The following is a 23,561-nucleotide window of genomic DNA, read 5'->3' as shown; positions in this document are numbered from 1 at the left end:
CTCCTATTGTTCTGAGGTGACTTTTTTGGCGATTTTTGTGTTGACGAGTTTGCTGTACGGAATGTGTTTCGGGAGCTCTCCGGCTTCATCCATAATAGATTGAAGCTGTTCCCATTCATCCTTTTGCAGAACTGGGTCTGCAGAGAATGACTTTTGTTTTTTATATCGCTCTATTGATGTTTCGATAATGGCCGGATCGGTATCGGCAAATTCCTTCTGAATCGTTTTTGCGATGTCTTTGGCCGGATGGCTTTCCACCCATTGCTGGGCGCGATAGATGGCGCGGGTGAATTTTTCCGCCGTCTTTTCATTGGTTTTCAAATAACTTTCTTTTGCCATAAAGGTTGTGTATGGCATTTGGCCGGAAGCTTCTCCGAAGGATGCGACGATATGGCCGATGCCTTCTTTTTCAAATTGGGATGCCGTCGGTTCAAACAGCTGCACATAATCACCCGTTCCGGATGCGAATGCGTTGGAAATATTGGCGAAATCAATGTTTTGAACGAGGTTAATGTCTTTTTTCGGCTCTATGTGATTCTTTTTCAGGACGTACTCACCGGCCATTTGGGGCATGCCGCCTTTTCGCTGGCCGAGAAATGTTTTTCCTTTTAAATCGCTCCATTTGAATGATTTCTCATCCTTCCGCGACACGAGAAATGTGCCGTCCGTCTGTGTCAGCTGCGCGAAGTTGATGACCGGATCTTTTGCTCCCTGCGCCTCCACGTAAATGGATGTTTCAGAACCGACCAGCGCGATATCAGACCCGTTTGACAAAAGCGATGTCATTGTTTTGTCTCCGCCCCATGTTGTTTGAAGTGACACTTGGAGCCCTTCTTTTTTAAAGAAACCTTTTGCTTCAGCGACATACAGAGGCGTATAGAAGATGGAGTGTGTGACTTCCGCCACCTTTACCTTTGTCAGACTTTCTTCCTGTCTGCAAGCCGGAAGAATGAGCAGGAAAAAGGCGCATATGACAAAAACACAGCCCGTTTTGAGCCATTTGTTCACGGTGTAACCTCCTTGTTTTAAGCGTTAAAATAACCTTTTCTGCTTTACATATCGTATGATGGGTATAAAAAATGTGTGAGTGCCCATATTCACGTTGGGAAAGAATAAAAAAACTGATGATATAAGGAGGCCATTGTTTTGCTGGCAGAAAAGAAAAGGTTCCCGTCTCCGAGTCCGCATATCCGCCTCTTTGAGGTATGCTATGAGTCAGAAGGGCTGAAGGTAAAGGGGCTCCTTGCCGAGCCTGCGTCGCCGGGAACATATGACGGTTTTTTATATTTGCGCGGCGGCATAAAAAATGTCGGCATGGTACGCCCCGGAAGAATCGTTCAATTCGCTTCCCAGGGTTTTGTCGTGTTTGCGCCTTATTACAGAGGCAACCAGGGCGGCGAGGGAAATGAAGATTTTGCGGGAGAGGACAGAGAGGACGCGTTCTCCGCTTTCCGCCTGCTTCGGGAGCATCCGAACGTCAGGGAAGGGCGGGTGCATATTTTCGGTTTTTCCCGGGGCGGTATCATGGGGCTTTTGAGCGCGATTGAAATGGGGCGTCAAGCGGCTTCGCTCGTATCATGGGGCGGTGTGAGCGATATGGTGCTTACTTATGAAGAGCGGAAGGATATGCGGCGGATGATGAAGCGGGTGATCGGGGGCACGCCGAAAAAGGTGCCGGATGAATACAGATGGCGTTCGCCGTTTGAAAAAGCAGACCGCATTCAGGCCCCTGTGCTGCTCATCCATGGAGAGAATGATGAGAATGTTTCGATCGAACACGCCCGAATGATCGAGGACAAGCTGAAAGAGGCGGGGAAACCGGTGGAAACTTGGTATTACAGCGGTTTTACGCATTATTTTCCGCCGCAGGAAAACAGACGCATTGTCCGGCGGCTGGCGGAATGGATGAAGACACGGTAAGATGCCTGATTTATGATATGATAATAAAGAATAAGAGAATGAAAGGGGATTTTCATTTTGGGAATGCCTGTTGAATTTAATACCATGATTGTGACAAAAGGCAATGAAAAAAGGATAGAGGAAAATATCTTTTTATTGGAGAAAGAGGGCTACCGCGTCTATCCTCTTGATATTCCGATGGACGTGCGCAAAACGAAAACCGGCGAGAAATCCGGCACCGGCGAGGTCCAAAAGCTCGAATGGGCGAACGGCCGGACAAGCATTACATACAGACTCACGTCGCTCCATTCGACAAACTGAAAAAACAAAAGCCGAGGGCATAAACGCCCTTGGCTTTTTTGATTACACGAGAGGTCCGCCGGCTTTGGCAATCGAGTCCGCATGGGAAAACTTTTTAAAGTTTTCTTTAAACTCATTGGCCAAAAACAGCGCTTTTTCGTTGTATGCTTGTTTATCGCTCCATGTGTTTTCAGGCTGAAGAACTTCATCCGGAACGCCCGGAACATGAACGGGACTGCGCAGGCCGAAAATGCTGTCTGCCGTCATCTCAGTCTGGTTCAGTCTGCCTTCAATAGCGGCCTTGACCATCGCTCTTGTATACGAAAGTTTCATTCGTTCTCCGACTCCGTACCCTCCGCCGGTCCAGCCTGTGTTGACCAGGAAGACTTGAACGCCGTGTTCGTCGATTTTATGCCCGAGCATTTCGGCATATACATGCGCCGGAAGCGGAAGGAACGGTGAACCGAAGCACGTCGAGAAAGTCGTTTGCGGAGATGTCACGCCGCGCTCGGTTCCCGCGAGTTTACTGGTGTACCCGCTTAAGAAGTGATACATCGCCTGTTCCTTCGTCAGTTTGCTGATCGGAGGGAGCACACCGAATGCGTCCGCCGTTAAAAAGACGATCGCCTGCGGATGGCCGGCAATGCTCGGCTGCACGATATTGCCGATCATCTCAATCGGATATGCGGCTCTTGTGTTTTCCGTGTAGAAGGAATTGTCGTAATCCGCTTCACCCGTTTTTTCATCAAGCACGACATTCTCAAGAACAGACCCGAAGCGGATCGCACGAAAAATCTGCGGTTCTTTTTCCTCGCTCAGATTGATACATTTAGCGTAACATCCGCCTTCAATGTTGAAAACGCCGGAATCTGACCAGCCGTGCTCGTCATCGCCGATCAGTTTGCGGTCCGCATCGGCTGAAAGCGTCGTTTTCCCTGTGCCGGAAAGGCCGAAAAACAGGGCGACATCGCCTTTTTCACCGACATTGGCTGAGCAGTGCATCGGCAGTATATCCTGCTGCGGAAGCAGGAAGTTCATAATGGAGAATATTGATTTTTTCATTTCTCCGGCGTATTCGGTGCCGCCGATTAAAATGACGCGCTTTTCGAAAGAGACAATGATAAATGTTTCCGAATGCGTGCCGTCTGTCTCGGGATCTGCTTTAAAATGCGGAGCTGAGAGAATGGTGAAAGGCTGCGCTTGCCTGTCTCTTTCATCCGTCTCCGGTCTGATAAACAGCTGGCGCGCGAATAAATTGTGCCACGCAAATTCATTTACGACCGTAATCGGGAGTCTGTATTTTTCATCCGCTCCTGCGAATCCTTCAAACACAAACAGTTCATCCCGCTGTTTTAAGTAGCTGACGACTTTGGCGTACAGCTTTTCAAATGCCTCTTCAGAAATGGGCTGATTCACCGCGCCCCAATCAATTTGATTTTCTGTGCTTTGTTCACGGACGATAAATTTATCTTTAGGTGACCGGCCTGTATATGCGCCGGTGGTGGCGCGTACGGCGCCCGTTGATGTCAGCGTTCCTTCATTTCGGCTGATCACTTTTTCGGTAAGTTTTGGAGCCGATAAATTATGATGCACATTCGGACTTGCAAGTAATGCTTGAAGATCTGCGGTTAAATCAACTAATTTCATAAAAACCTTCCTTTGCCGGTTTATTTGTATTTCGCTGAATGTGGAATTAGTATAACATATATCTGAAAATAGTCTATACTATTTGCGGTTTTTTGTTTGTGTTTTTCCATTGCTTCCCGAAATAAAGGCGCGTAATCGCTTTAATTCATATTGACACTTTCCGCCCTTTTACGATAAGATATTTCATTGAGCGGATACTCTTATCCCGAGCTGGCGGAGGGACAGGCCCGATGAAGCCCAGCAACCGGTTTCTCTGTAAAAAAGCAGGTGAAAACACTGTGGGAAACCAAGGTGCTAACCTGATGCAAGGTTTAATATTTTCCTTGAGCGATAAGAGTGAAAGGCACACAGACCAAACCCTTTCCTCGAGTGGAAAAGGTTTTTTTATTTCATAAAATATGCCAATTAACATTCTCTGATATAGTATGACATTGTATTAAGAGGGAGCGAGTTCCGTATCATATGAAAAGGTCTTGCAAAAGATCTTTTTTCAGGAGGAAAAGTGAATGAGTAAAAACCGTCGACTATTTACATCTGAATCTGTTACTGAGGGTCATCCGGACAAAATCTGTGACCAAATTTCTGACAGTATCTTAGATGAGATTTTAAAAAATGACCCGAACGCGCGCGTAGCCTGCGAAACATCTGTAACGACAGGACTTGTGCTGGTAAGCGGAGAGATTACTACATCAACATACGTTGACATTCCGAAAACAGTCCGTGAAACGATTAAAGAAATCGGCTACACACGCGCCAAATATGGATTTGATGCGGAGACTTGCGCTGTTTTAACATCAATTGATGAACAGTCTGCGGATATCGCAATGGGTGTCGATCAGGCTCTTGAAGCGCGTGAAGGCACAATGAGCGATGCTGAAATCGAAGCAATCGGAGCGGGAGACCAAGGCCTGATGTTCGGTTATGCGTGTAACGAAACGAAAGAGCTTATGCCGCTTCCGATCTCTTTAGCGCATAAATTAGCCCGCCGTTTGAGCGAAGTCCGCAAAGAAGACATTCTTCCGTACCTTCGCCCTGACGGCAAAACGCAAGTTACCGTTGAATATGATGAAAACAACAAGCCGGTCCGCATCGACGCGATCGTTATTTCAACTCAGCACCACCCGGAAATTACGCTTGAGCAGATTCAGCGCAATCTGAAAGAGCATGTCATTAACCCTGTCGTGCCTGAGGAACTGATCGATGAAGAGACAAAATACTTCATCAATCCTACGGGACGTTTCGTAATCGGCGGACCTCAAGGTGATGCGGGTCTGACCGGCCGTAAAATCATCGTTGACACATACGGCGGATATGCACGCCACGGCGGCGGCGCATTCTCCGGTAAGGATGCGACGAAGGTAGACCGTTCTGCGGCATACGCTGCGAGATACGTAGCGAAAAACATCGTGGCAGCAGGTCTTGCTGATTCTTGTGAAGTGCAGCTTGCATACGCTATCGGCGTGGCACAGCCTGTTTCTATTTCCATCAATACATTTGATACAGGAAAAGCTTCTGAAGAAAAACTGATCGAAGTCGTACGGAATAACTTCGACCTGAGACCTGCCGGCATTATTAAAATGCTTGATCTGCGCCGCCCGATCTATAAGCAGACAGCTGCTTACGGCCACTTCGGACGTCATGATGTGGATCTTCCTTGGGAGCGTACTGACAAGGCGGATGCGCTTCGCAAAGAAGCACTAGGAGAATAATTTTATAGCCGCTTACTTAAGCGGCTTTCCCTTTTTGTAGATGCTGCCATGCTTATTTTTTACATAGCGTGAAACCAATGGCGTAACAAAGCGTCTATAAAAAGGGGGTCCAATTAGAAAATTACACTTATGGAGGCTATACTATGTGTGGATTTGTCGGTGTTTTTAATAAGCATCCATTAACTCAAACCGCAGATCAAGAAGAGCTAATCAAACAAATGAACCAAATGATCGTTCACCGCGGTCCTGACAGCGATGGGTATTATCATGACGAGCACGTCGGATTCGGCTTCAGACGGCTCAGTATTATTGACGTAGAAAACGGCGGACAGCCTTTATCATATGAAGACGAAAAATATTGGATCATTTTTAACGGCGAAATCTATAACTACATTGAATTGAGAGAAGAGCTTGAAGCGAAAGGCTACACTTTCAATACAGATTCCGATACCGAAGTGCTCCTTGCGACATACCGTCATTATAAAGAAGAAGCTGCTTCAAAGCTTCGCGGAATGTTTGCGTTTTTAATCTGGAACAAAGCTGACCGCGTCATGTACGGCGCGAGAGACCCGTTCGGCATTAAACCGCTGTATTACACAACCATCGGGGACAAAGTATATTTTGCATCTGAAAGAAAAAGTTTAATGGCCGCTCAAAACGGCATTGATCTTGATACAGCTTCTTTACAGCAATATATGTCTTTCCAATTCGTTCCTGAACCGAGCACGCTTGACGCTGAAGTGAAAAAAGTCGAGCCGGGCAGCCAGTTTACGATCCGTCCGGAAGGCGACATCGCGTTTAAAACATATTTCAAAGCGAACTTCAAGCCTGTTCAGTCTGATGAAGATAAATTGGTGAAAGAAGTCAGAGACGCAATCTTTGACTCTGTCAAAGTCCACATGAGAAGTGACGTGCCTGTCGGTTCGTTTCTATCCGGCGGTATTGACTCTTCTTTTATCGTCTCAGTTGCGAAAGAATTTCACCCGAGCCTCAAAACATTTTCCGTCGGTTTTGAGCAGCAGGGCTTCAGTGAGGTTGACGTAGCGAAGGAAACGGCTGCCGCGCTCGGAATTGAAAATATCAGCAAAGTCATTTCTCCTGAGGAGTATATGAACGAGCTTCCGAAAATCGTCTGGCACTTTGATGACCCGCTTGCAGATCCGGCGGCGATTCCTTTGTACTTTGTCGCGAAAGAAGCGAAAAAACATGTAACGGTCGCGTTATCCGGGGAAGGCGCGGACGAGCTGTTCGGCGGATACAATATTTACCGCGAACCGCTTTCGCTTAAACCGTTTGAACGCATTCCGTCCGGTCTGAAAAAAATGCTTCTTCATGTGGCGTCCGTCATGCCTGAAGGAATGAGAGGGAAAAGCCTCTTAGTCCGCGGCTGCACACCGCTTGAGGAGCGTTATATCGGTAATGCGAAGATTTTTGAAGAGCCCGTGAAAAAACAGCTGCTCAAACATTACAATCCAGAGCTTTCATACCGTGATGTCACGAAGCCGTACTTTACGGAAAGCCGTTCATACAGCGACATTAATAAAATGCAGTATGTTGACATCCATACGTGGATGCGCGGCGACATCCTGTTAAAGGCTGACAAAATGACGATGGCCAACTCATTGGAACTGCGCGTGCCGTTCCTTGATAAAGTCGTGTTTGACGTGGCTTCTAAAATTCCGGATGAACTGAAAACGAAAAACGGCACGACGAAATACCTTCTGCGCAAAGCTGCTGAAGGGGTAGTGCCTGATCATGTGCTTAACCGCAAAAAACTCGGCTTCCCTGTGCCGATCCGCCACTGGCTGAAAAATGAAATGAACGAATGGGTTCGCAACATCATTCGTGAAAGTGAAACAGATGCTTATATTGAAAAAGATTATGTCCTTCAGCTTCTGGAAGATCATTGTGCCGACAGAGCGGACAACAGCCGCAAAATCTGGACCGTGCTGATCTTCATGATCTGGCACAGCATCAATGTTGAAAAAAGACTGGTGCCGGAAGAGCTGAATCATCAGCCGAAAGAAGTCATTTTCGTTTAATCCAAAAGGCTTTCGATGTTATCGAAAGCCTTTTTTCTATTGTTTTTTTGTAAACCGTCTATTCCGCTCTGTTTTCGGCAAAGTATTACTCAATATTCAGAAAAAGGTTATAATAGGACTAATCGGGTAGATTCCGGAAAGTGTTTTCTGGCTATTTCGTCTCGGTTTGTGTTTCTTTGTCAAAATCAGGGGGAGGGAGAGTTATGCAAAACAAAGAAAAAACGCTTCACCGCGGCTTGGAAGAGCGGCATATCTCGCTTATGTCGTTGGGCGCCGCGATAGGAGTCGGGCTGTTTCTCGGGTCGGCTTCTGCCATAAAGCTTGCCGGGCCGGGGATTTTAGCCGCTTACGCCTGCAGCGGGCTGATTATGTTTTTTATTATGCGGGCATTAGGGGAAATGGCGATTCAAAAGCCTGTAGCCGGCTCATTCAGCCGGTATGCCAGAGATTATCTCGGTCCGCTTGCCGGGTTTTTAACAGGCTGGAATTATTGGTTTTTATGGGTTGTTACCTGCATGGCGGAAATCACCGCGGTCGGCATTTATATGGGCTACTGGTTCCCTGACGTGCCGTCATGGATATGGGCGCTTTGTGCACTCGTCATTATGACGGCTGTCAACTTTCTGGCGGTCAAAGCGTACGGTGAGCTTGAATTCTGGTTTGCGCTCATTAAAGTCTTGGCGATTCTGTCAATGATCGCGATCGGTCTGGTGATGATCGTATTCGGTCTCGGAAACGGAGGCGTTGCGCTCGGAATCAGCAATTTATGGAGCCACGGCGGCTTTTTCCCGAATGGGATTAAAGGGGTGCTGCTATCGCTTCAAATGGTCATGTTTGCCTATCTCGGGATTGAGCTGATCGGTGTCACAGCCGGTGAGGTCAAAAATCCGGAAAAATCACTGGCGCGGGCCATAGATACTGTTTTTTGGCGCATTCTCATTTTTTACGTCGGAGCTTTGTTTGTCATTATGTCAATTTATCCGTGGCAGGAAATCGGTTCAGGCGGAAGCCCGTTTGTTTTGACATTTGAAAAAATCGGAATACCCGCTGCAGCCGGAATCATTAATTTTGTCGTATTGACGGCGGCTCTTTCTTCCTGCAACAGCGGGATCTTCAGCACGGGGCGCATGCTGTTCAATCTGGCGGAACAAAATGAAGCGCCTAAAGCATACGGTACGGTCACAAAAGGCGGTGTGCCGGGAAAAGCGGTATTGGTTTCAGCGGGCGCGTTATGCATCGGCGTTCTGCTGAACTACGTGGTGCCGGCGAAAGTGTTTACGTGGGTGACGAGCATTGCGACGTTCGGGGCGATTTGGACATGGTCGATTATTTTGCTTTCCCAAATGAAATACCGGAAAAGCTTACAGCCGGAACAACGGAAAAAACTGAAATATAAAATGCCTTTATACCCCTTTTCCTCATATATCTCGCTGGCATTTCTCGCTTTTGTCGTTGTGCTGATGGCTTTTAATGCAGAGACCCGGGTGGCCGTCATCATCGGGCCTGTCTGGTTCGGCATATTATTAGCCGCCTATTACGGGAAAGGTTTCCATAAAAGAAAAGACATAGATCTGGAAAACGGACAGACATTCGCCGAAAAAGCGTAAAAAAAAGAGCCCGGGACATGGGCTCTTTTTTTCATAGGATCGGGCCGGCGGGGAAAGAATAAAACAAATTCCTGAACATTTTGCTACTGTTTCCTGACAATCAGCGGAACGCAAATGGTTATTACTTAAATAATATTTTGAAAAATGGTACAGTAGTAAAACAAAGCTGATCTATTTTTATTTCTCTTGCAGTGTTTTATAGTATCGGCCTTTTTCAACATATTCCGTTCTGATTCTTTCCATGTCCCGTATGTCTTCTTCTGTCAGCCGGCGGATAACCTTTGCGGGCCGGCCGAACGCAAGACAGCCGGGAGGAATGGTTTTGCCCGGAGGAACGAGACTTCCGGCGCCGATAAATGCGCCTTCTCCGATTTCCGCCCCGTCAAGAATGACGGAGCCCATACCGATTAAAGCATTCTTTCTGATGATTGCGCTGTGCAGTGTAACCTGATGGCCGATCGTGACGTCATCTTCAATAAGAAGCGGGCGGTTCGGACTTTGATGCAGACAGCTCAAGTCTTGTATGCTGACTCTTTTTCCGATCCTTGTCGGCGCAACATCCCCCCGGATGACGGCTGAGAACCAAATGCTCGATTGTTCTCCGATCACGACGTCGCCCGTTATGACGGCGTTATCCGCAATGAACGCTTCAGGATGTATGTCAGGCGTAAATTGTTTATAAGGGTAGATTATCATGTCTCATCCTTCTTTCTCTAAATTTATGTAAGAGGTGAACTGCATGTGGACTTGGAAAGCAGACAGGCCCGTCGGTACCATTGTCATTATCCACGGGGCGAGCGAATACCACGGGCGCTATAAATGGCTCGTTGAAATGTGGAGATCTTCCGGATATAACGTGGTGATGGGCGATTTGCCCGGTCAGGGAACGTCGACCCGCGCCAGAGGGCATATTCGCTCTTTCCAAGAATACATTGATGAAGTAGATATATGGATTGATAAAGCGAGAACGCTTGAAGCGCCCGTTTTCATTTTGGGCCACAGCATGGGCGGACTGATTGCGATAGAATGGTTTAAGCAGCAGAGAAATCCCCGCATTACGGCACTCATTTTATCATCACCTTGTCTGGGTCTGCAAATAAAAGTCAATAAAGTCCTTGATTTTGCGTCTAAAGGACTGAACGTCCTCGCTCCGTCCCTCAGAGTGGATTCCGGCTTATCACCTGATATGGCAACGAGGAATGCGGATATGATTGAAGCGGATCAAAACGATTCTTTATATGTCACGAAGGTATCCGTAAGATGGTACAGAGAGCTTTTAAAAACCATTGATGCCGCTATGGTGCCGACTGATGCGTTTTTAAAGGTGCCGCTTTTGCTTATGCAGGGCGGTGATGACAAAATCGTCGATAAAATGAAGGTCCGCAAATGGTTTTCCGGTGTGGCTTCCCATAATAAATCGTACCGGGAATGGGAAGGGCTTTATCATGAAATTTTTAATGAACCGGAAAGAGAAACTGTGTTTAAGGCGGCAAAAGCCTTTACAGATCAGTATATTTGAATTCGCTGGGGGTGCATATGTTGACAGTACCGGAACATCCTTTTAACCTTATGGCAAAAGTGTATCGGGAAATTTTTCCGCTCGTTCATCAGGAATTGAACATGTGGCGGGAAAAATCAGATTCCATTAAAAATACCGAACTGCGGCAGCAGGCGGCCGCAAGTATCCGCGATAAATCGTTTCATTGTGAAGGGGGCGGCATTTTAGCCCTGCTTTCGGGAGAGCAGAAACAGAAATGCGTGCAATTTATCATCGCGTATCAGACAATCAGTGATTATCTGGACAATCTGTGCGACCGCAGCACCTCGCTTGATCCTGAGGACTTCCGCATGCTTCATCTTTCCATGCGTGACGCGCTGACGGTCGGTGCCGAGGTGCGGCCGTACTATCAGTACAGAGATGAGCGGGATGATGGCGGTTATCTTCATGAGCTGGTCAGAACATGCCAGCGGGTGCTCGGGTCAATAGAACATTACGGTATCATTAAACCTTATTTGCTTGAGCTGTGTGATTATTATTGCGACCTTCAGGTTCATAAGCATGTCGTTGAGCATGAACGCGTTCCGAGGCTTAAAGCCTGGTTTGAGCAGTACCGGTCACAGCTTCCGGAAATGGAGTGGTTTGAGTTCTCGGCCTGCGCCGGATCGACGTTAGGTATTTTCTGTCTCGTTGCTTACTCATTCCAGCCTGATTTTAACGAACATACCGCTGAGAAAATCCGCAGCAGTTATTTTCCGTACATACAAGGGCTGCATATACTGCTTGATTATTTAATTGACCAGGAAGAGGATCTGCTTGAAGGCGATCTGAATTTCTGTACGTATTATCAGTCTCATGAAGAAATGATGCAGAGACTGCAGCATTTTATTGAAAAAGCGGATGAACATTTGCAAGGCATTCCGCATGAAAATTTTCATCGGCTGATCAACAGGGGGCTGCTCGGCGTCTATTTATCCGATGACAAAGTCGCCGGCCAAAAAGAAATGGGCCGCCTCGCGCGAAAGCTGATCAGGGCAAGCGGAAAAACGTCATTTTTCTTTTATATCAACGGAAGAGCCTACCGCAAATTTCAGAAGATGGCTTGGACGAAAAGTTCGTAATGGGTGAACTGCGCCTCTCGTGTAAATCATGACGGTGCAGTTTTTTATTTATGACGTGAAGTATGAAATGAAACATTGTTTGCGCCTGCAGAATATGATACTTTAATTTTATGAAAAAATTAAAGTATTTAGCGGTCATAGCATTACTTTCCATTTCCGGAGGCTGCTCCGTCATCCATGCTTCCGCCGGCTATCATCCTGTCTTGATAGCGCACAGGGGCTCTTCTGCGATTGAGCCGGAACATACAGCTTTGTCTTATGCGCGTGCCATTAAAGACAAAGCAGATTATATTGAGATAGACTTACGGGAGACAAAGGACGGCCATCTGATTGCAATTCACGATAAAACGGTAGATCGGACAACAGATGGTAAAGGGATGACAGATGATCTGTCTTTGGCTCAGATTAAGAAACTGAATGCGGGAAAAGGAGAAAAGATTTTAACATTAGAAGAAATCATACAGAAATTCGGACAAACTGCCAATTACTATATTGAGACAAGAGAAAGCAACGGCAGCCTGGTGATGGAAAAGAAACTGATTGACATATTACAAAAACATAAGCTGATTTCCAGCCATAAAGCAGTCATTGAGTCTTTTAGCGGGAAGAGCTTAAAGAAAGTTCGATCTATGGATAAAAAAGTTCCTCTTGTTCGATTATTAAAAGATAACGAGGCTGAGGAGATAAATGATAAGCAGCTGCAAACCATCAGAACGTATGCTGATACAGTCGGGCTCAACGCCAAATTGGCAAATGAAGCAGTCGTGAAGCGCATTCATCACAATAAGATGAAAGTGCACGTGTTTTTTGATAAGGAAGACGAGCATACGCTGACGCCTATTATGCTGAAACAAAAAGCAGATGGTGTCTTTACAAACAATCCCGCTTATACACGCGGCGTGCTGCAAAACAGTAAATAAAAAGAGACATGCGCATTTTACGCTGTCTCTTTTTTTAACGGTTTCTTTTTTGCCGCAAGGTGCATTGCGAATTTGCCGATCAGCCCGATGACAAAAAATGCAGCAAACCACCAGTAATAGGTTTTTGCGAACTCAAATCCTAAATGTCTTGATAAAATGATGACGAACATCACATAGGGAACACTTGAAAATATGATGCGAAGAATATTCAAACTGCCGCTCCTTCCAGATGTTACACTTAAAAGATGTATTTTTTTCCATTATTTCATAGTAATTGATTTTTCTTGAAAAGTAAACACAAAAAGAATCGGCCCGCTTATGACAGGCCGATTCTTTATTTGCCGGCAGATTTCTTTTCAATCGCTATAATAAACGGCGGGTCGTTTCGCTGGTTGAGAAAGCCGTAGCTCAGCACGCGCGCTTTTTCCTGATCAAGATTGCTGCAGTACTCCAGTAATGCACTTTTTTCCGTCTTGCCTTCAGGATGCCCGTGGTACACAACGAGAACGATCAGCCCGTTCTCCTTCAGCAGTTCAAGGAGCTGTTCGATCGCGGAAATGGTTGAGCGGCCGTTTGTCGTAATGCTTTTATCGCCGCCGGGCAGATAGCCGAGATTAAACACGGCGCAAGCCACACGACCGTGCGCATCCTCAGGCAGCGATGCCTTTATTTGATCATGGCTCTTATGGTGAAGCGTGACGCGCGGACTGAAGTCGGCACCGAGCCGCTCCTTCGTTTTAGCGAGTGCGTCCGCTTGAATATCAAAGGCATGGACATGTCCTGTCTCACCGACAAGGCCGGCCAGGAAATATGTATCATGTCCGTTGCCCATCGTCGCGTCAACCGTGATATCACCTTCCTGTGCGGCGGACTTCAGCAATTCTTTACTGAAAGGGAGGATGTGCATCAAGGTCATAGGGCGGTCTCCTCCCCGATCTTTCTGAAGAGCTTTCCTTGATAGCTTCCCCGTGTTTCCAGCTCTTTTTGAATGGCGCCAAGTACTTCCCACTTATTGACGCTCCACATCGGTCCGACCATTAATTCGATCGGCCCGTCTCCCGTAATGCGGTGAACGATCATTTCCGGGGGAATGATTTCGAGCTGATCACATACAAGACTTACATATTCTTCTTGAGAAAGGAACTCCAGCTTTCCTTTTTCATATTGCTTCACCATCGGTGTGCCTTTTAATAAGTGAAGCAGGTGAATTTTAATGCCTTGGACATCCAAATCAGCGACGGCTTTGGCCGTCTCCATCATCATGTCCCTGTTTTCAAGCGGAAGCCCGTTAATGATATGGGAACAAACGCGGATGCCGTGTTTTCTCAGTTTATTGACACCCTCAACATAGCAGTCAAAATCATGGGCGCGGTTGATCAGAAGGGCGGTCCGCTCATGCACGGTCTGCAGCCCGAGTTCAACCCACAAATAGGTCCGCTCATTCAGTTCGGCCAAATATTCCACGACATCGTCCGGAAGGCAGTCCGGACGGGTCGCGATCGACATGCCGACAACGCCGTCAAGCTTGAGGACGGATTCGAATTTTTCACGCAGCTCCTCTACCGGGGCATGCGTATTCGTGAACGCTTGGAAATATGCGATATATTTGCCGTCTTTCCACTTTTCGTGCATGCGGTTTTTGATATCGTGAAATTGCGTGAGTAAGTCATCGGCCCGATTGCCGGCAAAATCGCCGGAGCCCGCCGCGCTGCAGAATGTACAGCCTCCGTGTGCAACCGTGCCGTCCCGATTCGGGCAGTCAAAACCGCCGTCAAGCGCGACTTTAAACACTTTATGCCCGAAATGCTCCCGCAGATGATAATTTAATGTATGGTACCGTTTTTCCGTATTTGAATAAGGAAAAGGGTTATTCTCGTTCAATGTTCAAAAAGCCTCCCTCACATCAGATGCATCCTAAAATTGTAGCATGAATGATGGGGGTTCACAATCTGAAAACAGGATGCGGCTTTCTTTTGTTTATTATGACTGCGGGCAGGATTCTCATTCTTTTAGCTTAAACGCGGAAAATTTGGTTCTCTTTCCTGCAACCTTCGGGTGTTATTATTTTTGGTCCGCTCAAACTAAGTTTGATTTCCCATTCACTGAGGAGGGGTTTCGTTGGCAACAAGACAATCAGTAGATGAACATCTCCAAAGAAGCGAACAGGCGTATGAATTTGCGAATGAGCAATTTATGACCGCTTCGAAACAAGAGCATTATAATGATAATGAGTACAGTGAAGCGCAAATGATGCTTGAAAACGCGGTGAATGAATTAAACAAGCTGTCATTATCTGCGAATGATCAGCAAAGAGAGCAGCTTTACCGAATGAGATTGCAGCTGCAGACCTTGCAAAACAATATGATTTTGCAACGTAATTTTGATTACTGACCGCGCCGTTTCAAATGGTTCAGCAAACCTGCCGGAATCCCGGCGGGTTTTTTTGTATTTCTTTTAAAAAAAGAATTGACAATAGGGCGGAGTGTGTTTATTGTATTACGTGTACTACTTGATGTAATACACATAAAACACTCGAAAAATGAAATCGACATATAAATGTTAACCATAGGGAAGGGGAACTTTCATGAAAAACAAAAGATCCGTAAAACAAGATGTGCCTCTTATTATCGCCGCCTCGGTTTTGGCAAGCAGTCTGTTTGTCGTTCTTGTCGTCATCGGTTTTCAATGGCAGAACATTTAAAGAAAGAGAGCAGCTCGTAAAAGAAAGAAGGGAAGTAAATGATTCAAATCGATCCGAGAAGCTCAACTCCGATTTATGAGCAGATCATACAGCAACTGAAAGAGCTTTGTTTAAAAGGGATCATGAAGCCGGGGGATAAACTTCCTTCTGTCAGGGAATTGGCAACGATCATTATCGCCAATCCGAACACAGTCAGCAAAGCGTACAAGGAGCTCGAACGCGATGGTGTCATTGAAACGCTGAGGGGAAGAGGAACGTATATATCGGAGAATGCAAAAACGACATTGGTTGAAGGGAAGATGACGATGATAAAAGAGCAATTGAAACAGCTCATCATCGATGCCCATTACGCGGGAGTTGAGCTGGAGAAGCTGCAGGAATGGATAAAGGAAATCAGCGCTGATGTGAAAGGAGGCAAGGATCATGATTGAATTGCGGAATCTCTCAAAAACGATAGACGGTAAAGAAGTGCTCAAGGATATTTCGCTCACCATCGGAAAAGGGGAAATTTTCGGGCTGCTCGGACGAAACGGATCAGGGAAAACAACACTGCTCCGGCTTATTCAGCAGATTCTGCTGCCGGATCAAGGGACGGTTTTATTTAATCAGGTGGAAATAAAGCGGCATCCGAAAGTAAAACAGAACATCATTTATATGCCTGTTGAAAATCCTTTTTATGACAAGTATACATATAAACAGCTTGTTGCGATTGTAAGCAGAATCTATCCGAATTTTGATGTGACTTACGCCAATGAGCTGATGAACAGGTACGGCATTCCGGAAACGAAGAAATACCGTGAATTATCGACAGGCCTGAAAAAACAGCTTGCGCTCGTCCTTGCCTTTGCTTCACGCCCGGCTCTTATCCTTTTGGATGAACCGACGGACGGAATTGACGCCGTAACGCGTCATGACGTGCTGCAGCTTATGGTGGATGAAGTCGCTGAACGGGAAACGAGTATTCTGATTACCTCACACCGTTTAGAAGATATTGAGCGAATGTGCAACCGGATCGGGTTTTTGGAAGGAAATCAGCTGACGAATGTGATGGACTTGGATGATATGAAGGAAGAGTACATGAAAATCCAAATGGCATTTGAAGAGGACGTCGCCTTGAAGATCAGAGAACAAAACATACCGATTCTCGACCATGCCGGTGTGTTTTATACGGTGCTGATTCAAAAGAACGATGAGAAGAAAAAGAACTTTCTGCAAGAGCTGCGGCCGAAAGTATGGAATGAACTTCCTGTGAACTTAGAAGAGGTCTTCATCGCGAAGTTTGGAGGGAACCGGAGATGGTAGACAGGGGATTGCTGTACAGGGAATGGGTGCAGAATCGAACTGTTCTTGTGATGGTCGGCATTTTTTTAGCGGCGGTCAATCCATTTGAAGTGTTAAATACCTATCTGGTTTATCAAGGCTGTCTGGACACCCACGGAGCATATTGTAAGTTTTATGTGAATTCTTTGGATAGCGGAATGCTGAACTTAAACTGGGCGCCCGCTGTCATTTTGGCGGTTTGCTTATTCGGACTGGAACGTACGAAAGGAACGATTGATGCGCTTTTCAGTCTGCCTTATTCCCGCGCTCAGGTGTTTCACACTAAATTTTGGCTCGGAGCGGCGGTCATTGCCGGCGCTCAGGTGATCGGCTACGGGCTGGCTGAGCTGCTCATTCTTCTGTTAAAGCCTGAGCGCGTATATTTCTTTCACCATTACAGCGTCGGAGAGATTATTGTGAGTGTTTTGGCTTTTACATTGGTTGCGAGCGCGGGCTGCTTAACGGGGAATACGTTCGCCCAGCTGTTAACGGCGTTTACTGTGTCGATATCACCATACTTGATCATTACGTTGCCGTTGTCCAATGTAGAAGTCATCTTCGGAGCCGGCATGTATGAGCTGATGCCGTCAGTCGATGCTTATATCAAAGTATACAATCTTTTTCAATACTTGAATCCGATCATGTACATTGATACAGATTGGGTATCTGCCAGCAAGTATATATTACTCATCCCGGCAGTGATGAGCATTGTATTTTATGCCATCGGGTACTTTTGCTATGTCAGGCAGCCGGTGGAACGGAACGGCCGTTTTTTCCTTTGGAGACAGCTTGACCGGCCCATTCAGATTGTGGTGATCATAATCGCCGTGCTCGGTTTTGGCCTGGCGGGGTACTCGACGGGACATACGATGACAGGATATGTGGCCGGAATGATTGTCGGGGGAGCGGTCGGATTTTTAGTCAGTTATTTTGTGATTTATAAAAAAACAAAGCATGTGTAAGAGAGGAGGACCGGAATGATACCGCGGGGATTGTTGTACACAGAATGGAAAAAAAATCAGTGGTTGTTTTTATGCAGCGGCATTCTTTTAATGGCGGCAAACCCTTTTATGGTTTATAACAACTACTCAACATATCAAGAATGTTTGAATAACCAAGCTCTTCAAGATTGTGAATTCGTTGTCAATTATACGAATGGGTCGCCTCTTTCCTTCAGCTGGATTGTGAGTGTCATCATTGCTGTCTTCTTATTAGGCTTGGAACGGACAAAGGGAACGATGGATGCTTTGTTAAGCATGCCATACAGCAGAGGCCAAATCTTTCAGACGAAATTCTGGCTTGGCGCAGCAGTCATTGTTGTTCCTCAGGCGATAGGCTATGGAGCGGCGTCATTGCTGATATCTTTGCTGAAACCGAGCCATACGTACGATTTTGATCATTTTTCAATCGGAATGATTGTCATCAGTTTTATGGCTTACGCCTTGTTAATGGCATCCGGCGCATTAACGGGACAGATATTCGCCCAGCTGTTAACGGCGTTTACCGTCACGGTTCTGCCCTTTTTACTCATCGGTCTGCCGGCCGCGAATTTGGAGGTCGTTTTCGATATTAGTGTGGGAAGTCAATTTTCTTTTATCAGCAGTTATATCGAATCCCGTCTTTTTATATTTGTAACCCCTATTGGATATGTGTTTAACGACTGGATCAGAGAAAGGGATTTGGTTTTAATCATTCCGATTGTGATGAGCCTTGTCTTTTATCTGATCGGTTACGTCAGCTTTCTGAAACATCCGAATGAACGGAACGGCAGATTCTTTCTTTGGAGTAAGTTGGACCGGCCGGCGCAGATCTTGGTGATTGCCTTTGCCGTTATGGGTTTCGGCGTTTTCGGATACGGGGTCACAGACACGATGTTCGGCTATTTAGCCGGCATTATCTTCGGCGCGGTTATCGGGTTTTTCATCAGTTATTTTACGGTTTACAGGAAGTCAAAGCATATGTAGATCTGTTTGAAAATGAGCAGTTTGGAGGAAGGCAAGGTGCCGATTAGCGGTTTGCTTTATAAAGAATGGAAGCAGCGGCAGACGCTGCTGCTTCTCACAGCGGGGTTCTTATCTATCTTAGGCCCTTTTGCAATTATAAATGAGTATTTTCACTATAAGGATTGTTTGAGTGTGCTTCATCAATATTCAGGTTCAGTTTGTACGTTCAGCATTGATTACAGCAATCGGAATTTGATTGGGCTTCATTTCATTCCTCCGGTTATGATGGGGCTTTTTCTGATAAGAGGAGGCCGGGCTGAAAGGATGTTTACACTGAGCCTTCCGTATTCGAGAAGCCGGATATTTCATACGAAGTTTTTCTTGGGAGCAGCTGTGTTAGCCGGCTCGCAATTTGTTTCTTACGGAGTATCTGACATATTGTTTCTAGCGCTTAAACCTGACGCTGTCCATCATTTTCAATCGTTCAGCGCAGGGATGCTGGTCATCAGCTTGATGATTTATGCATTAGTGGCAGCTGCCGGCACGATAACGGGCAATTTAGCGGCGCAGCTGATCACAGCGTTCACGGTTTCCGTCTTTCCGATCGTGGTTATGACGATTTACCTGTTAAACGCTGAGTTCCTTTTTGGCAGGCAGGCTGTGCCGGATATTGATTTCCCTTGGAGCGGATTTCTGATCTATTTCATGCCTGCCGCTTACATCCATACATCATGGATGTATTACATGAAACACGCATTGTTAATCTCCGCATTAATGGGATTTTGTTTCTATCTATTCGGCTATGTGAATTTCCTTAAAATGCCGAGTGAACGAAGCGGACATTTTATCCTGAGCAAACACATTGAACGCATCATTCAAGTGCTCGTCATGTCGCTCAGTATGCTGGGAAGTGCGGGGGTGTGCGGATATGCTTATAACGGTTCGTATACCGGTTACATATTCGGCATGCTTATCGGCACGGTTATCGGGTTTTTCATCAGTTATTACTTCATCTATAAAAAAACGAAACAGATATAAGGGGGAGTGGTGTACGTGATAGAAGTACAGCATATTGATCATTCATTTAAAATCGGCAGGAAAGGCAGAGAGAGTGAGGTTCCGGTGCTGAAGGATGTCTCTTTGACCGTTGAAAAAGGGGAAATTGCCTGTATCGTCGGGCGGAGCGGTTCCGGAAAATCAACGCTTCTGAATTTAATATCCGGATACATAGCGCCGACGAAGGGCCGTATCGTCATTAACGGCACTGATGTGACGGGCTTCAGTGAAAAAGAGTGGGCGCAGTTCCGCCTCGGGCATTTCGGTTTTATTTTTCAAAGTTTTCAGCTCATTCCGAGTCTGACAACCTATGAAAATGTTGAAATGCCGCTTGCTTTAAAAGGCGTCAAACCGTCTGAACGCAAGCAGAAAGTCGCGGATATGCTGAAACGGGTCGGACTTGAGAATCATGCGAATCATTATCCGAATGAGCTGTCAGGCGGCCAGCAGCAGCGTGTCAGTATCGCAAGAGCCCTGATTTTAAATCCGTCAATTATTTTAGCTGATGAGCCGACGGGAAGCCTTGATTCAGAAACGGAACTTGAGGTGCTTGCATTAATTCAGCAGCTGAACCGGGAGCGCGGGATTACATTTGTCATCATTACGCATGACGATGAAGTCGCTTCGATCGCGCATTCAAAATTCCAGCTGCATGACGGTGTATTAAAAGGGGGCGTTACTGTTGAGATTTAAGGATCAGATTCACTTTATCAGAAGAAATATGAAGAAAAACCGGCTGCGTGTTTTCATGACGGTGCTGGCGACGACAATGGCGTGCGCGTTTTTAGTGGTGCTGGCTTCCGTCGGATTCGGCATCCAAAAAACGATTACAGACATTACGATGAGCCAGCAGATTGTTACGGAAATCAATGTACTCGGCCAAGAGAACGGAAAAGCCGTGAAGAAATCAGACTTGGAAAAGTATAAAAATGTCAAGTCTGTCGTTGAAAGAACACAAGTGTATGAACCGAACAAAGCGTCATTGGGAAACCGAACAAATGAAGATTCAGCCATTGTGCTGACAAACATGAACGATGAAGTCAAAGCCAATATGGAGCTTGATCAGGGAAGAGTCGCCCGTACAGAGAATGAAATCGTGGTCGGCTATGATTTTGCGAAGAACCTATTGACGAAAAAAGAGGCTGACGCTTACGACAAAGAGTTAAATGATCACCAAGGCGACATGTCGGAGGTGAAAAAACCAAAAGGCTATACGAAAGACCTGCTTAATAAAACGATACAGCTGAGCATCTCCAAAACAAACAAAGACGGAGACGTTGAGAAAACGAAAACGTACGACTTTAAAGTAGTCGGAATTACAAAAAAACCGTCCCAAGATTGGATGGAGGATACAAATATTTTTGTGAGTGATCAATTCAAGAAAGACTTCTCAACATTCTTGGATCTGAAGAATGGAAATGCGGAAAAAAGCATCAATGTGTATGCGGACAAATTCGATCATGTCGATCAGCTTACCCATGACCTCACGGATGACGGCTTTTATGTCAGATCTGTCACAACCGAGCTGAAGGGCGTCAACACCTTTTTCCTCGTCTTTAAAATCGGCCTGATCTTTGTCGGCTTTATCGCCGTCGTGATTTCTGCCATCGGTATTTTCAATACGATGACGATGGCGGTGACGGAACGAACGCAGGAAATCGGGATTATGAAAGCGATCGGCGCAAGCCCGTCCATCATTCGCAGAATGTTCCTGATGGAAAGCGCCTATATCGGGATATTAGGTTCTGTCATCGGGATTATCATTTCTTACGGAGTGAGTTTTGCCGTCAATCTGGCTGTGCCGGTTATTTTGAAAGCGGTAGGGGGAAACACCGGAGCCGAAGATCTTCATTATACCTTCTCCTATATCCCGCTCAGCCTCGTTGTGATCGCAGTTGTTATTTGTGCGGGGGTCGCGGTGATTTCCGGTATGAATCCGGCCCGCAAAGCGACAAAAACCAACGTTCTGACCGCATTAAGAAGAGAACTGTAAAGGAAAAAAGCCGGCTGGACATCAGCCGGTTTTTCCTCTATCTATCAGAAAAGGGCGGATACCATGTTTCACATTTTGTTAATAGAAGATGATAACACTTTATTTCACGAGATGAAAGAGAGATTAACGGGCTGGTCATTTGCGGTGCACGGAATAAAAGATTTCAGCCGGGTCATCCGGGAGTTTACCGAAATCAAGCCTGATTTGGTGATCATTGATGTACAGCTGCCGAAATTTGACGGCTTTCATTGGTGCAGAATGATACGCTCCCAATCAAACGTGCCGATTCTCTTTTTGTCCTCGCGCGATCATCCCGCGGATATGGTCATGTCGATGCAGCTCGGGGCAGATGATTTTATTCAGAAGCCTTTTCACTTTGATGTGTTAATCGCGAAAATACAGGCGGTGTTCCGCCGTGTGCATCAATACGGCACAGAACCGGCGCTGATGAAAAGATGGTGCGGGGCGGTCATTGACACAGAAACCAACACGGTCAGCCGTAAAAACGGTTCGGTCGAGCTGACCAAAAACGAAATGCTGATCTTAAAACTGCTGGCTGAGCAGAAAAATAAAATCGTCAGCCGGGAAGAACTCATCAGAAGCCTATGGAATGATGAGCGTTTCGTCAGTGATAATACGCTGACGGTGAATGTCAACCGGCTGCGGAAAAAACTCGATCAATTAGGCATCGGGAAAATGATTGAAACCAAGGTGGGGCAGGGATACATCGCAAAGGAAGAAGACGGTCTTTATGATTAAATCATTTCTGCTCGAAAGAAAGAGCTGGATCGCGATGTTTCTTTTTCAGCAGGCTGTGCTCCTTTTTGCGGCATATATTGATCCGTCTATTCCGTTTTTTTCGGTGCTGTATTTCGTTTACCTGTCGCTTCTTGTGTTTCTTGTATTTCTCTTGTTCCGCTATCGTAAAGAGACCGCCTATTATAAAAGCTTAAGAGAGTGGGACGCCAATTTAGACATGTCTTACCTTAAAGCGCCTGACAGTCCGTTTGAGTCTATCGTTGAAGAAAGCATTGAAGGGCAGACAGAGCAGTTAAGAAAAAGCTCACTTGATCTTCGGGCGGGTTCAGAGCATGAAAAGGACGATCTGATGTCATGGATTCACGAGGTCAAAACACCGCTGACAGCGATGCATCTCATGATTGAGCGCCTTGATGAACAGCCGCTCAAAGCCCCTTTGCTGTATGAATGGCTGCGGATTCACCATCTTCTGGACCAGCAGCTTCATCAGAAACGATTGTCCTTTATTGAAAATGATTTATCATTCCAGCGAATTCAGCTCAGGCCGCTCGTTTTCAAAGAAATTAAAAATCTGCAATCTTGGTGTATACAAAAAGGGATCGGGTTTGACATTCAGCTCGATTCACCGGACGTTCTCAGTGACGGAAAATGGCTTTCCTTCATCATCAGGCAGCTGTTAAGCAATGCCGTCAAATACAGTGAGGCGGATGACATTACCGTAAAAAGCTATGAACAAAACGGGCGGGTGCATGTGGATATCGAAGACCGCGGCATCGGCATCGAGCCCAAAGATCTTCCGCGCATTTTTGAAAAGGGATTTACCTCGACGCGAATGAGACGTGATCACGCGTCAACGGGGATGGGCCTGTATTTGGCTCGAAAAGCCGCGGCTCCGCTTCTTATCCAGATCAGCGTGCGCTCTGAGCCGGAAAGCGGCACGGTTTTTACCTTGGTGTTTCCGAAACAGAACGATGCCGTCAGCATGTTCAGCGTGTGACAAAAGTGTCACATGCTTTTCTCTTTTGTTCGCTTAATCAAACGAAAAA

25 protein-coding genes and 1 riboswitch are annotated in these 23,561 nt (G+C 46.2%); of the genes, 19 read left to right on the top strand and 6 right to left on the bottom strand.

What is annotated here, in order from left to right:
• Positions 1 to 3 precede the first annotated feature (3 nt).
• A complete protein-coding gene (locus tag NYE42_RS15150; RefSeq protein ID WP_032871656.1) occupies positions 4 to 1,008 on the bottom strand; it encodes an ABC transporter substrate-binding protein in 1,005 nt (334 codons plus the stop codon).
• Positions 1,009 to 1,146: 138 nt separating this feature from the next.
• Here NYE42_RS15150 and NYE42_RS15145 point away from each other — a divergent pair, with 138 nt between their 5' ends.
• Both NYE42_RS15145 and NYE42_RS15140 read left to right on the top strand, forming a co-directional pair.
• Positions 1,147 to 1,920 carry a prolyl oligopeptidase family serine peptidase gene (locus NYE42_RS15145; RefSeq protein WP_352426568.1) on the top strand — a complete coding sequence of 258 codons (774 nt, stop codon included), beginning with the start codon at positions 1,147 to 1,149 and terminating at the stop codon, positions 1,918 to 1,920.
• A 57-nt stretch (positions 1,921 to 1,977) separates the two neighbouring features.
• Complete coding sequence (locus NYE42_RS15140) at positions 1,978 to 2,220, top strand: DUF2584 domain-containing protein (RefSeq protein ID WP_003152249.1); 243 nt, start codon at positions 1,978 to 1,980, stop codon at positions 2,218 to 2,220.
• Positions 2,221 to 2,262: 42 nt separating this feature from the next.
• On the opposite strand, the gene pckA is transcribed toward NYE42_RS15140, so the two are convergent.
• On the bottom strand, positions 2,263 to 3,846 hold the full coding sequence (pckA, locus tag NYE42_RS15135) for a phosphoenolpyruvate carboxykinase (ATP) (protein ID WP_352426567.1): 1,584 nt from the start codon (positions 3,844 to 3,846) through the stop codon (positions 2,263 to 2,265).
• 197 nt (positions 3,847 to 4,043) lie between these two features.
• Positions 4,044 to 4,183: riboswitch (SAM riboswitch) on the top strand.
• Between the two features lie 169 nt (positions 4,184 to 4,352).
• Between pckA and metK the strand changes: the two genes are divergently transcribed.
• From metK to alaP, 3 genes are all read left to right on the top strand, one after another.
• Positions 4,353 to 5,555, top strand: a complete 1,203-nt coding sequence (gene metK / locus NYE42_RS15130; protein WP_003152253.1) for a methionine adenosyltransferase — start codon at positions 4,353 to 4,355, stop codon at positions 5,553 to 5,555.
• A gap of 143 nt (positions 5,556 to 5,698) precedes the next feature.
• Entirely contained in the window at positions 5,699 to 7,597 is a 1,899-nt protein-coding gene (gene asnB / locus NYE42_RS15125; RefSeq protein ID WP_003152255.1) for an asparagine synthase (glutamine-hydrolyzing), read from the top strand.
• Positions 7,598 to 7,800: 203 nt separating this feature from the next.
• Positions 7,801 to 9,204 carry an alanine permease AlaP gene (gene alaP, locus NYE42_RS15120; protein WP_352426566.1) on the top strand — a complete coding sequence of 468 codons (1,404 nt, stop codon included), beginning with the start codon at positions 7,801 to 7,803 and terminating at the stop codon, positions 9,202 to 9,204.
• Between the two features lie 177 nt (positions 9,205 to 9,381).
• Here alaP and NYE42_RS15115 read toward each other — a convergent pair whose 3' ends face one another.
• Positions 9,382 to 9,897, bottom strand: a complete 516-nt coding sequence (locus tag NYE42_RS15115) for a gamma carbonic anhydrase family protein (protein WP_029326247.1) — start codon at positions 9,895 to 9,897, stop codon at positions 9,382 to 9,384.
• A gap of 46 nt (positions 9,898 to 9,943) precedes the next feature.
• Between NYE42_RS15115 and NYE42_RS15110 the strand changes: the two genes are divergently transcribed.
• The 3 genes from NYE42_RS15110 (at position 9,944) to NYE42_RS15100 (ending at position 12,743) form a co-directional block, all read left to right on the top strand.
• Positions 9,944 to 10,723, top strand: a complete 780-nt coding sequence (locus tag NYE42_RS15110) for an alpha/beta hydrolase (RefSeq protein ID WP_352426565.1) — start codon at positions 9,944 to 9,946, stop codon at positions 10,721 to 10,723.
• 20 nt (positions 10,724 to 10,743) lie between these two features.
• On the top strand, positions 10,744 to 11,823 hold the full coding sequence (locus NYE42_RS15105; RefSeq protein WP_031378716.1) for a tetraprenyl-beta-curcumene synthase family protein: 1,080 nt from the start codon (positions 10,744 to 10,746) through the stop codon (positions 11,821 to 11,823).
• 110 nt (positions 11,824 to 11,933) lie between these two features.
• Positions 11,934 to 12,743 (top strand): glycerophosphodiester phosphodiesterase family protein, encoded by an 810-nt coding sequence (locus NYE42_RS15100; protein ID WP_007408824.1) that lies wholly within the window; start codon positions 11,934 to 11,936, stop codon positions 12,741 to 12,743.
• Positions 12,744 to 12,760: 17 nt separating this feature from the next.
• On the opposite strand, the gene NYE42_RS15095 is transcribed toward NYE42_RS15100, so the two are convergent.
• The 3 genes from NYE42_RS15095 to NYE42_RS15085 all read right to left on the bottom strand — a co-directional run bounded on the left by NYE42_RS15095 (position 12,761) and on the right by NYE42_RS15085 (position 14,624).
• The gene (locus tag NYE42_RS15095; RefSeq protein WP_003152265.1) at positions 12,761 to 12,955 is read right to left on the bottom strand and encodes a hypothetical protein; all 195 of its coding nucleotides are present in this window, start codon (positions 12,953 to 12,955) and stop codon (positions 12,761 to 12,763) included.
• Between the two features lie 122 nt (positions 12,956 to 13,077).
• Entirely contained in the window at positions 13,078 to 13,659 is a 582-nt protein-coding gene (locus NYE42_RS15090) for a class I SAM-dependent methyltransferase (protein ID WP_040237837.1), read from the bottom strand.
• Positions 13,656 to 14,624 (bottom strand): TIGR01212 family radical SAM protein, encoded by a 969-nt coding sequence (locus NYE42_RS15085; protein ID WP_007408822.1) that lies wholly within the window; start codon positions 14,622 to 14,624, stop codon positions 13,656 to 13,658. The genes NYE42_RS15090 and NYE42_RS15085 overlap by 4 nt, the downstream gene beginning before the upstream one ends.
• A 237-nt stretch (positions 14,625 to 14,861) precedes the next feature.
• Between NYE42_RS15085 and NYE42_RS15080 the strand changes: the two genes are divergently transcribed.
• The 11 genes from NYE42_RS15080 (at position 14,862) to NYE42_RS15030 (ending at position 23,512) form a co-directional block, all read left to right on the top strand.
• The gene (locus NYE42_RS15080; RefSeq protein ID WP_003152272.1) at positions 14,862 to 15,134 is read left to right on the top strand and encodes a YtzC family protein; all 273 of its coding nucleotides are present in this window, start codon (positions 14,862 to 14,864) and stop codon (positions 15,132 to 15,134) included.
• A gap of 193 nt (positions 15,135 to 15,327) precedes the next feature.
• A complete protein-coding gene (locus tag NYE42_RS15075) occupies positions 15,328 to 15,444 on the top strand; it encodes a hypothetical protein (protein WP_003152273.1) in 117 nt (38 codons plus the stop codon).
• Between the two features lie 38 nt (positions 15,445 to 15,482).
• The gene (gene ytrA, locus NYE42_RS15070; RefSeq protein WP_003152275.1) at positions 15,483 to 15,875 is read left to right on the top strand and encodes a GntR family transcriptional regulator YtrA; all 393 of its coding nucleotides are present in this window, start codon (positions 15,483 to 15,485) and stop codon (positions 15,873 to 15,875) included.
• The gene (locus NYE42_RS15065; RefSeq protein ID WP_020956239.1) at positions 15,868 to 16,746 is read left to right on the top strand and encodes an ABC transporter ATP-binding protein; all 879 of its coding nucleotides are present in this window, start codon (positions 15,868 to 15,870) and stop codon (positions 16,744 to 16,746) included. Before ytrA ends, NYE42_RS15065 begins: the two co-directional genes overlap by 8 nt.
• Positions 16,740 to 17,726 carry an ABC transporter permease subunit gene (locus NYE42_RS15060; RefSeq protein ID WP_031378721.1) on the top strand — a complete coding sequence of 329 codons (987 nt, stop codon included), beginning with the start codon at positions 16,740 to 16,742 and terminating at the stop codon, positions 17,724 to 17,726. The genes NYE42_RS15065 and NYE42_RS15060 overlap by 7 nt, the downstream gene beginning before the upstream one ends.
• Before the next feature lie 15 nt (positions 17,727 to 17,741).
• Positions 17,742 to 18,728, top strand: a complete 987-nt coding sequence (locus tag NYE42_RS15055) for an ABC transporter permease (protein ID WP_144663856.1) — start codon at positions 17,742 to 17,744, stop codon at positions 18,726 to 18,728.
• Between the two features lie 36 nt (positions 18,729 to 18,764).
• Positions 18,765 to 19,745, top strand: a complete 981-nt coding sequence (locus tag NYE42_RS15050; protein ID WP_352426564.1) for an ABC transporter permease — start codon at positions 18,765 to 18,767, stop codon at positions 19,743 to 19,745.
• 15 nt (positions 19,746 to 19,760) lie between these two features.
• Positions 19,761 to 20,456, top strand: a complete 696-nt coding sequence (locus NYE42_RS15045; RefSeq protein ID WP_007408816.1) for an ABC transporter ATP-binding protein — start codon at positions 19,761 to 19,763, stop codon at positions 20,454 to 20,456.
• The gene (locus NYE42_RS15040; RefSeq protein ID WP_015240422.1) at positions 20,446 to 21,756 is read left to right on the top strand and encodes an FtsX-like permease family protein; all 1,311 of its coding nucleotides are present in this window, start codon (positions 20,446 to 20,448) and stop codon (positions 21,754 to 21,756) included. Before NYE42_RS15045 ends, NYE42_RS15040 begins: the two co-directional genes overlap by 11 nt.
• A gap of 63 nt (positions 21,757 to 21,819) precedes the next feature.
• Positions 21,820 to 22,515: a response regulator transcription factor gene (locus tag NYE42_RS15035; protein WP_014305616.1), complete on the top strand. Its 696-nt coding sequence runs from the start codon at positions 21,820 to 21,822 to the stop codon at positions 22,513 to 22,515.
• Complete coding sequence (locus NYE42_RS15030; protein ID WP_199022110.1) at positions 22,508 to 23,512, top strand: sensor histidine kinase; 1,005 nt, start codon at positions 22,508 to 22,510, stop codon at positions 23,510 to 23,512. Before NYE42_RS15035 ends, NYE42_RS15030 begins: the two co-directional genes overlap by 8 nt.
• Positions 23,513 to 23,561 lie beyond the last annotated feature (49 nt).

The organism is Bacillus sp. FSL K6-2865 (assembly GCF_040311405.1).
Lineage (GTDB): Bacteria > Bacillota > Bacilli > Bacillales > Bacillaceae > Bacillus > Bacillus velezensis.
The sequence above is the reverse complement of the archived record's forward strand: the minus strand, read 5'-3'. Positions and strand labels throughout refer to the sequence as shown.

Excerpts from the sequence above, each read along its gene's own strand:
- NYE42_RS15060 (WP_031378721.1), top strand. The coding sequence starts at position 16,740 with ATGGTAGACAGGGGATTGCTGTACAGGGAATGGGTGCAGAATCGAACT.
- alaP (WP_352426566.1), top strand. The coding sequence starts at position 7,801 with ATGCAAAACAAAGAAAAAACGCTTCACCGCGGCTTGGAAGAGCGGCAT.
- NYE42_RS15055 (WP_144663856.1), top strand. The coding sequence starts at position 17,742 with ATGATACCGCGGGGATTGTTGTACACAGAATGGAAAAAAAATCAGTGG.
- NYE42_RS15035 (WP_014305616.1), top strand. The coding sequence starts at position 21,820 with ATGTTTCACATTTTGTTAATAGAAGATGATAACACTTTATTTCACGAG.
- NYE42_RS15110 (WP_352426565.1), top strand. The coding sequence starts at position 9,944 with ATGTGGACTTGGAAAGCAGACAGGCCCGTCGGTACCATTGTCATTATC.
- NYE42_RS15065 (WP_020956239.1), top strand. The coding sequence starts at position 15,868 with ATGATTGAATTGCGGAATCTCTCAAAAACGATAGACGGTAAAGAAGTG.
- NYE42_RS15090 (WP_040237837.1), bottom strand. The coding sequence starts at position 13,659 with ATGACCTTGATGCACATCCTCCCTTTCAGTAAAGAATTGCTGAAGTCC.
- NYE42_RS15030 (WP_199022110.1), top strand. The coding sequence starts at position 22,508 with ATGATTAAATCATTTCTGCTCGAAAGAAAGAGCTGGATCGCGATGTTT.
- ytrA (WP_003152275.1), top strand. The coding sequence starts at position 15,483 with ATGATTCAAATCGATCCGAGAAGCTCAACTCCGATTTATGAGCAGATC.
- NYE42_RS15100 (WP_007408824.1), top strand. The coding sequence starts at position 11,934 with ATGAAAAAATTAAAGTATTTAGCGGTCATAGCATTACTTTCCATTTCC.
- pckA (WP_352426567.1), bottom strand. The coding sequence starts at position 3,846 with ATGAAATTAGTTGATTTAACCGCAGATCTTCAAGCATTACTTGCAAGT.
- metK (WP_003152253.1), top strand. The coding sequence starts at position 4,353 with ATGAGTAAAAACCGTCGACTATTTACATCTGAATCTGTTACTGAGGGT.
- NYE42_RS15075 (WP_003152273.1), top strand. The coding sequence starts at position 15,328 with ATGAAAAACAAAAGATCCGTAAAACAAGATGTGCCTCTTATTATCGCC.
- asnB (WP_003152255.1), top strand. The coding sequence starts at position 5,699 with ATGTGTGGATTTGTCGGTGTTTTTAATAAGCATCCATTAACTCAAACC.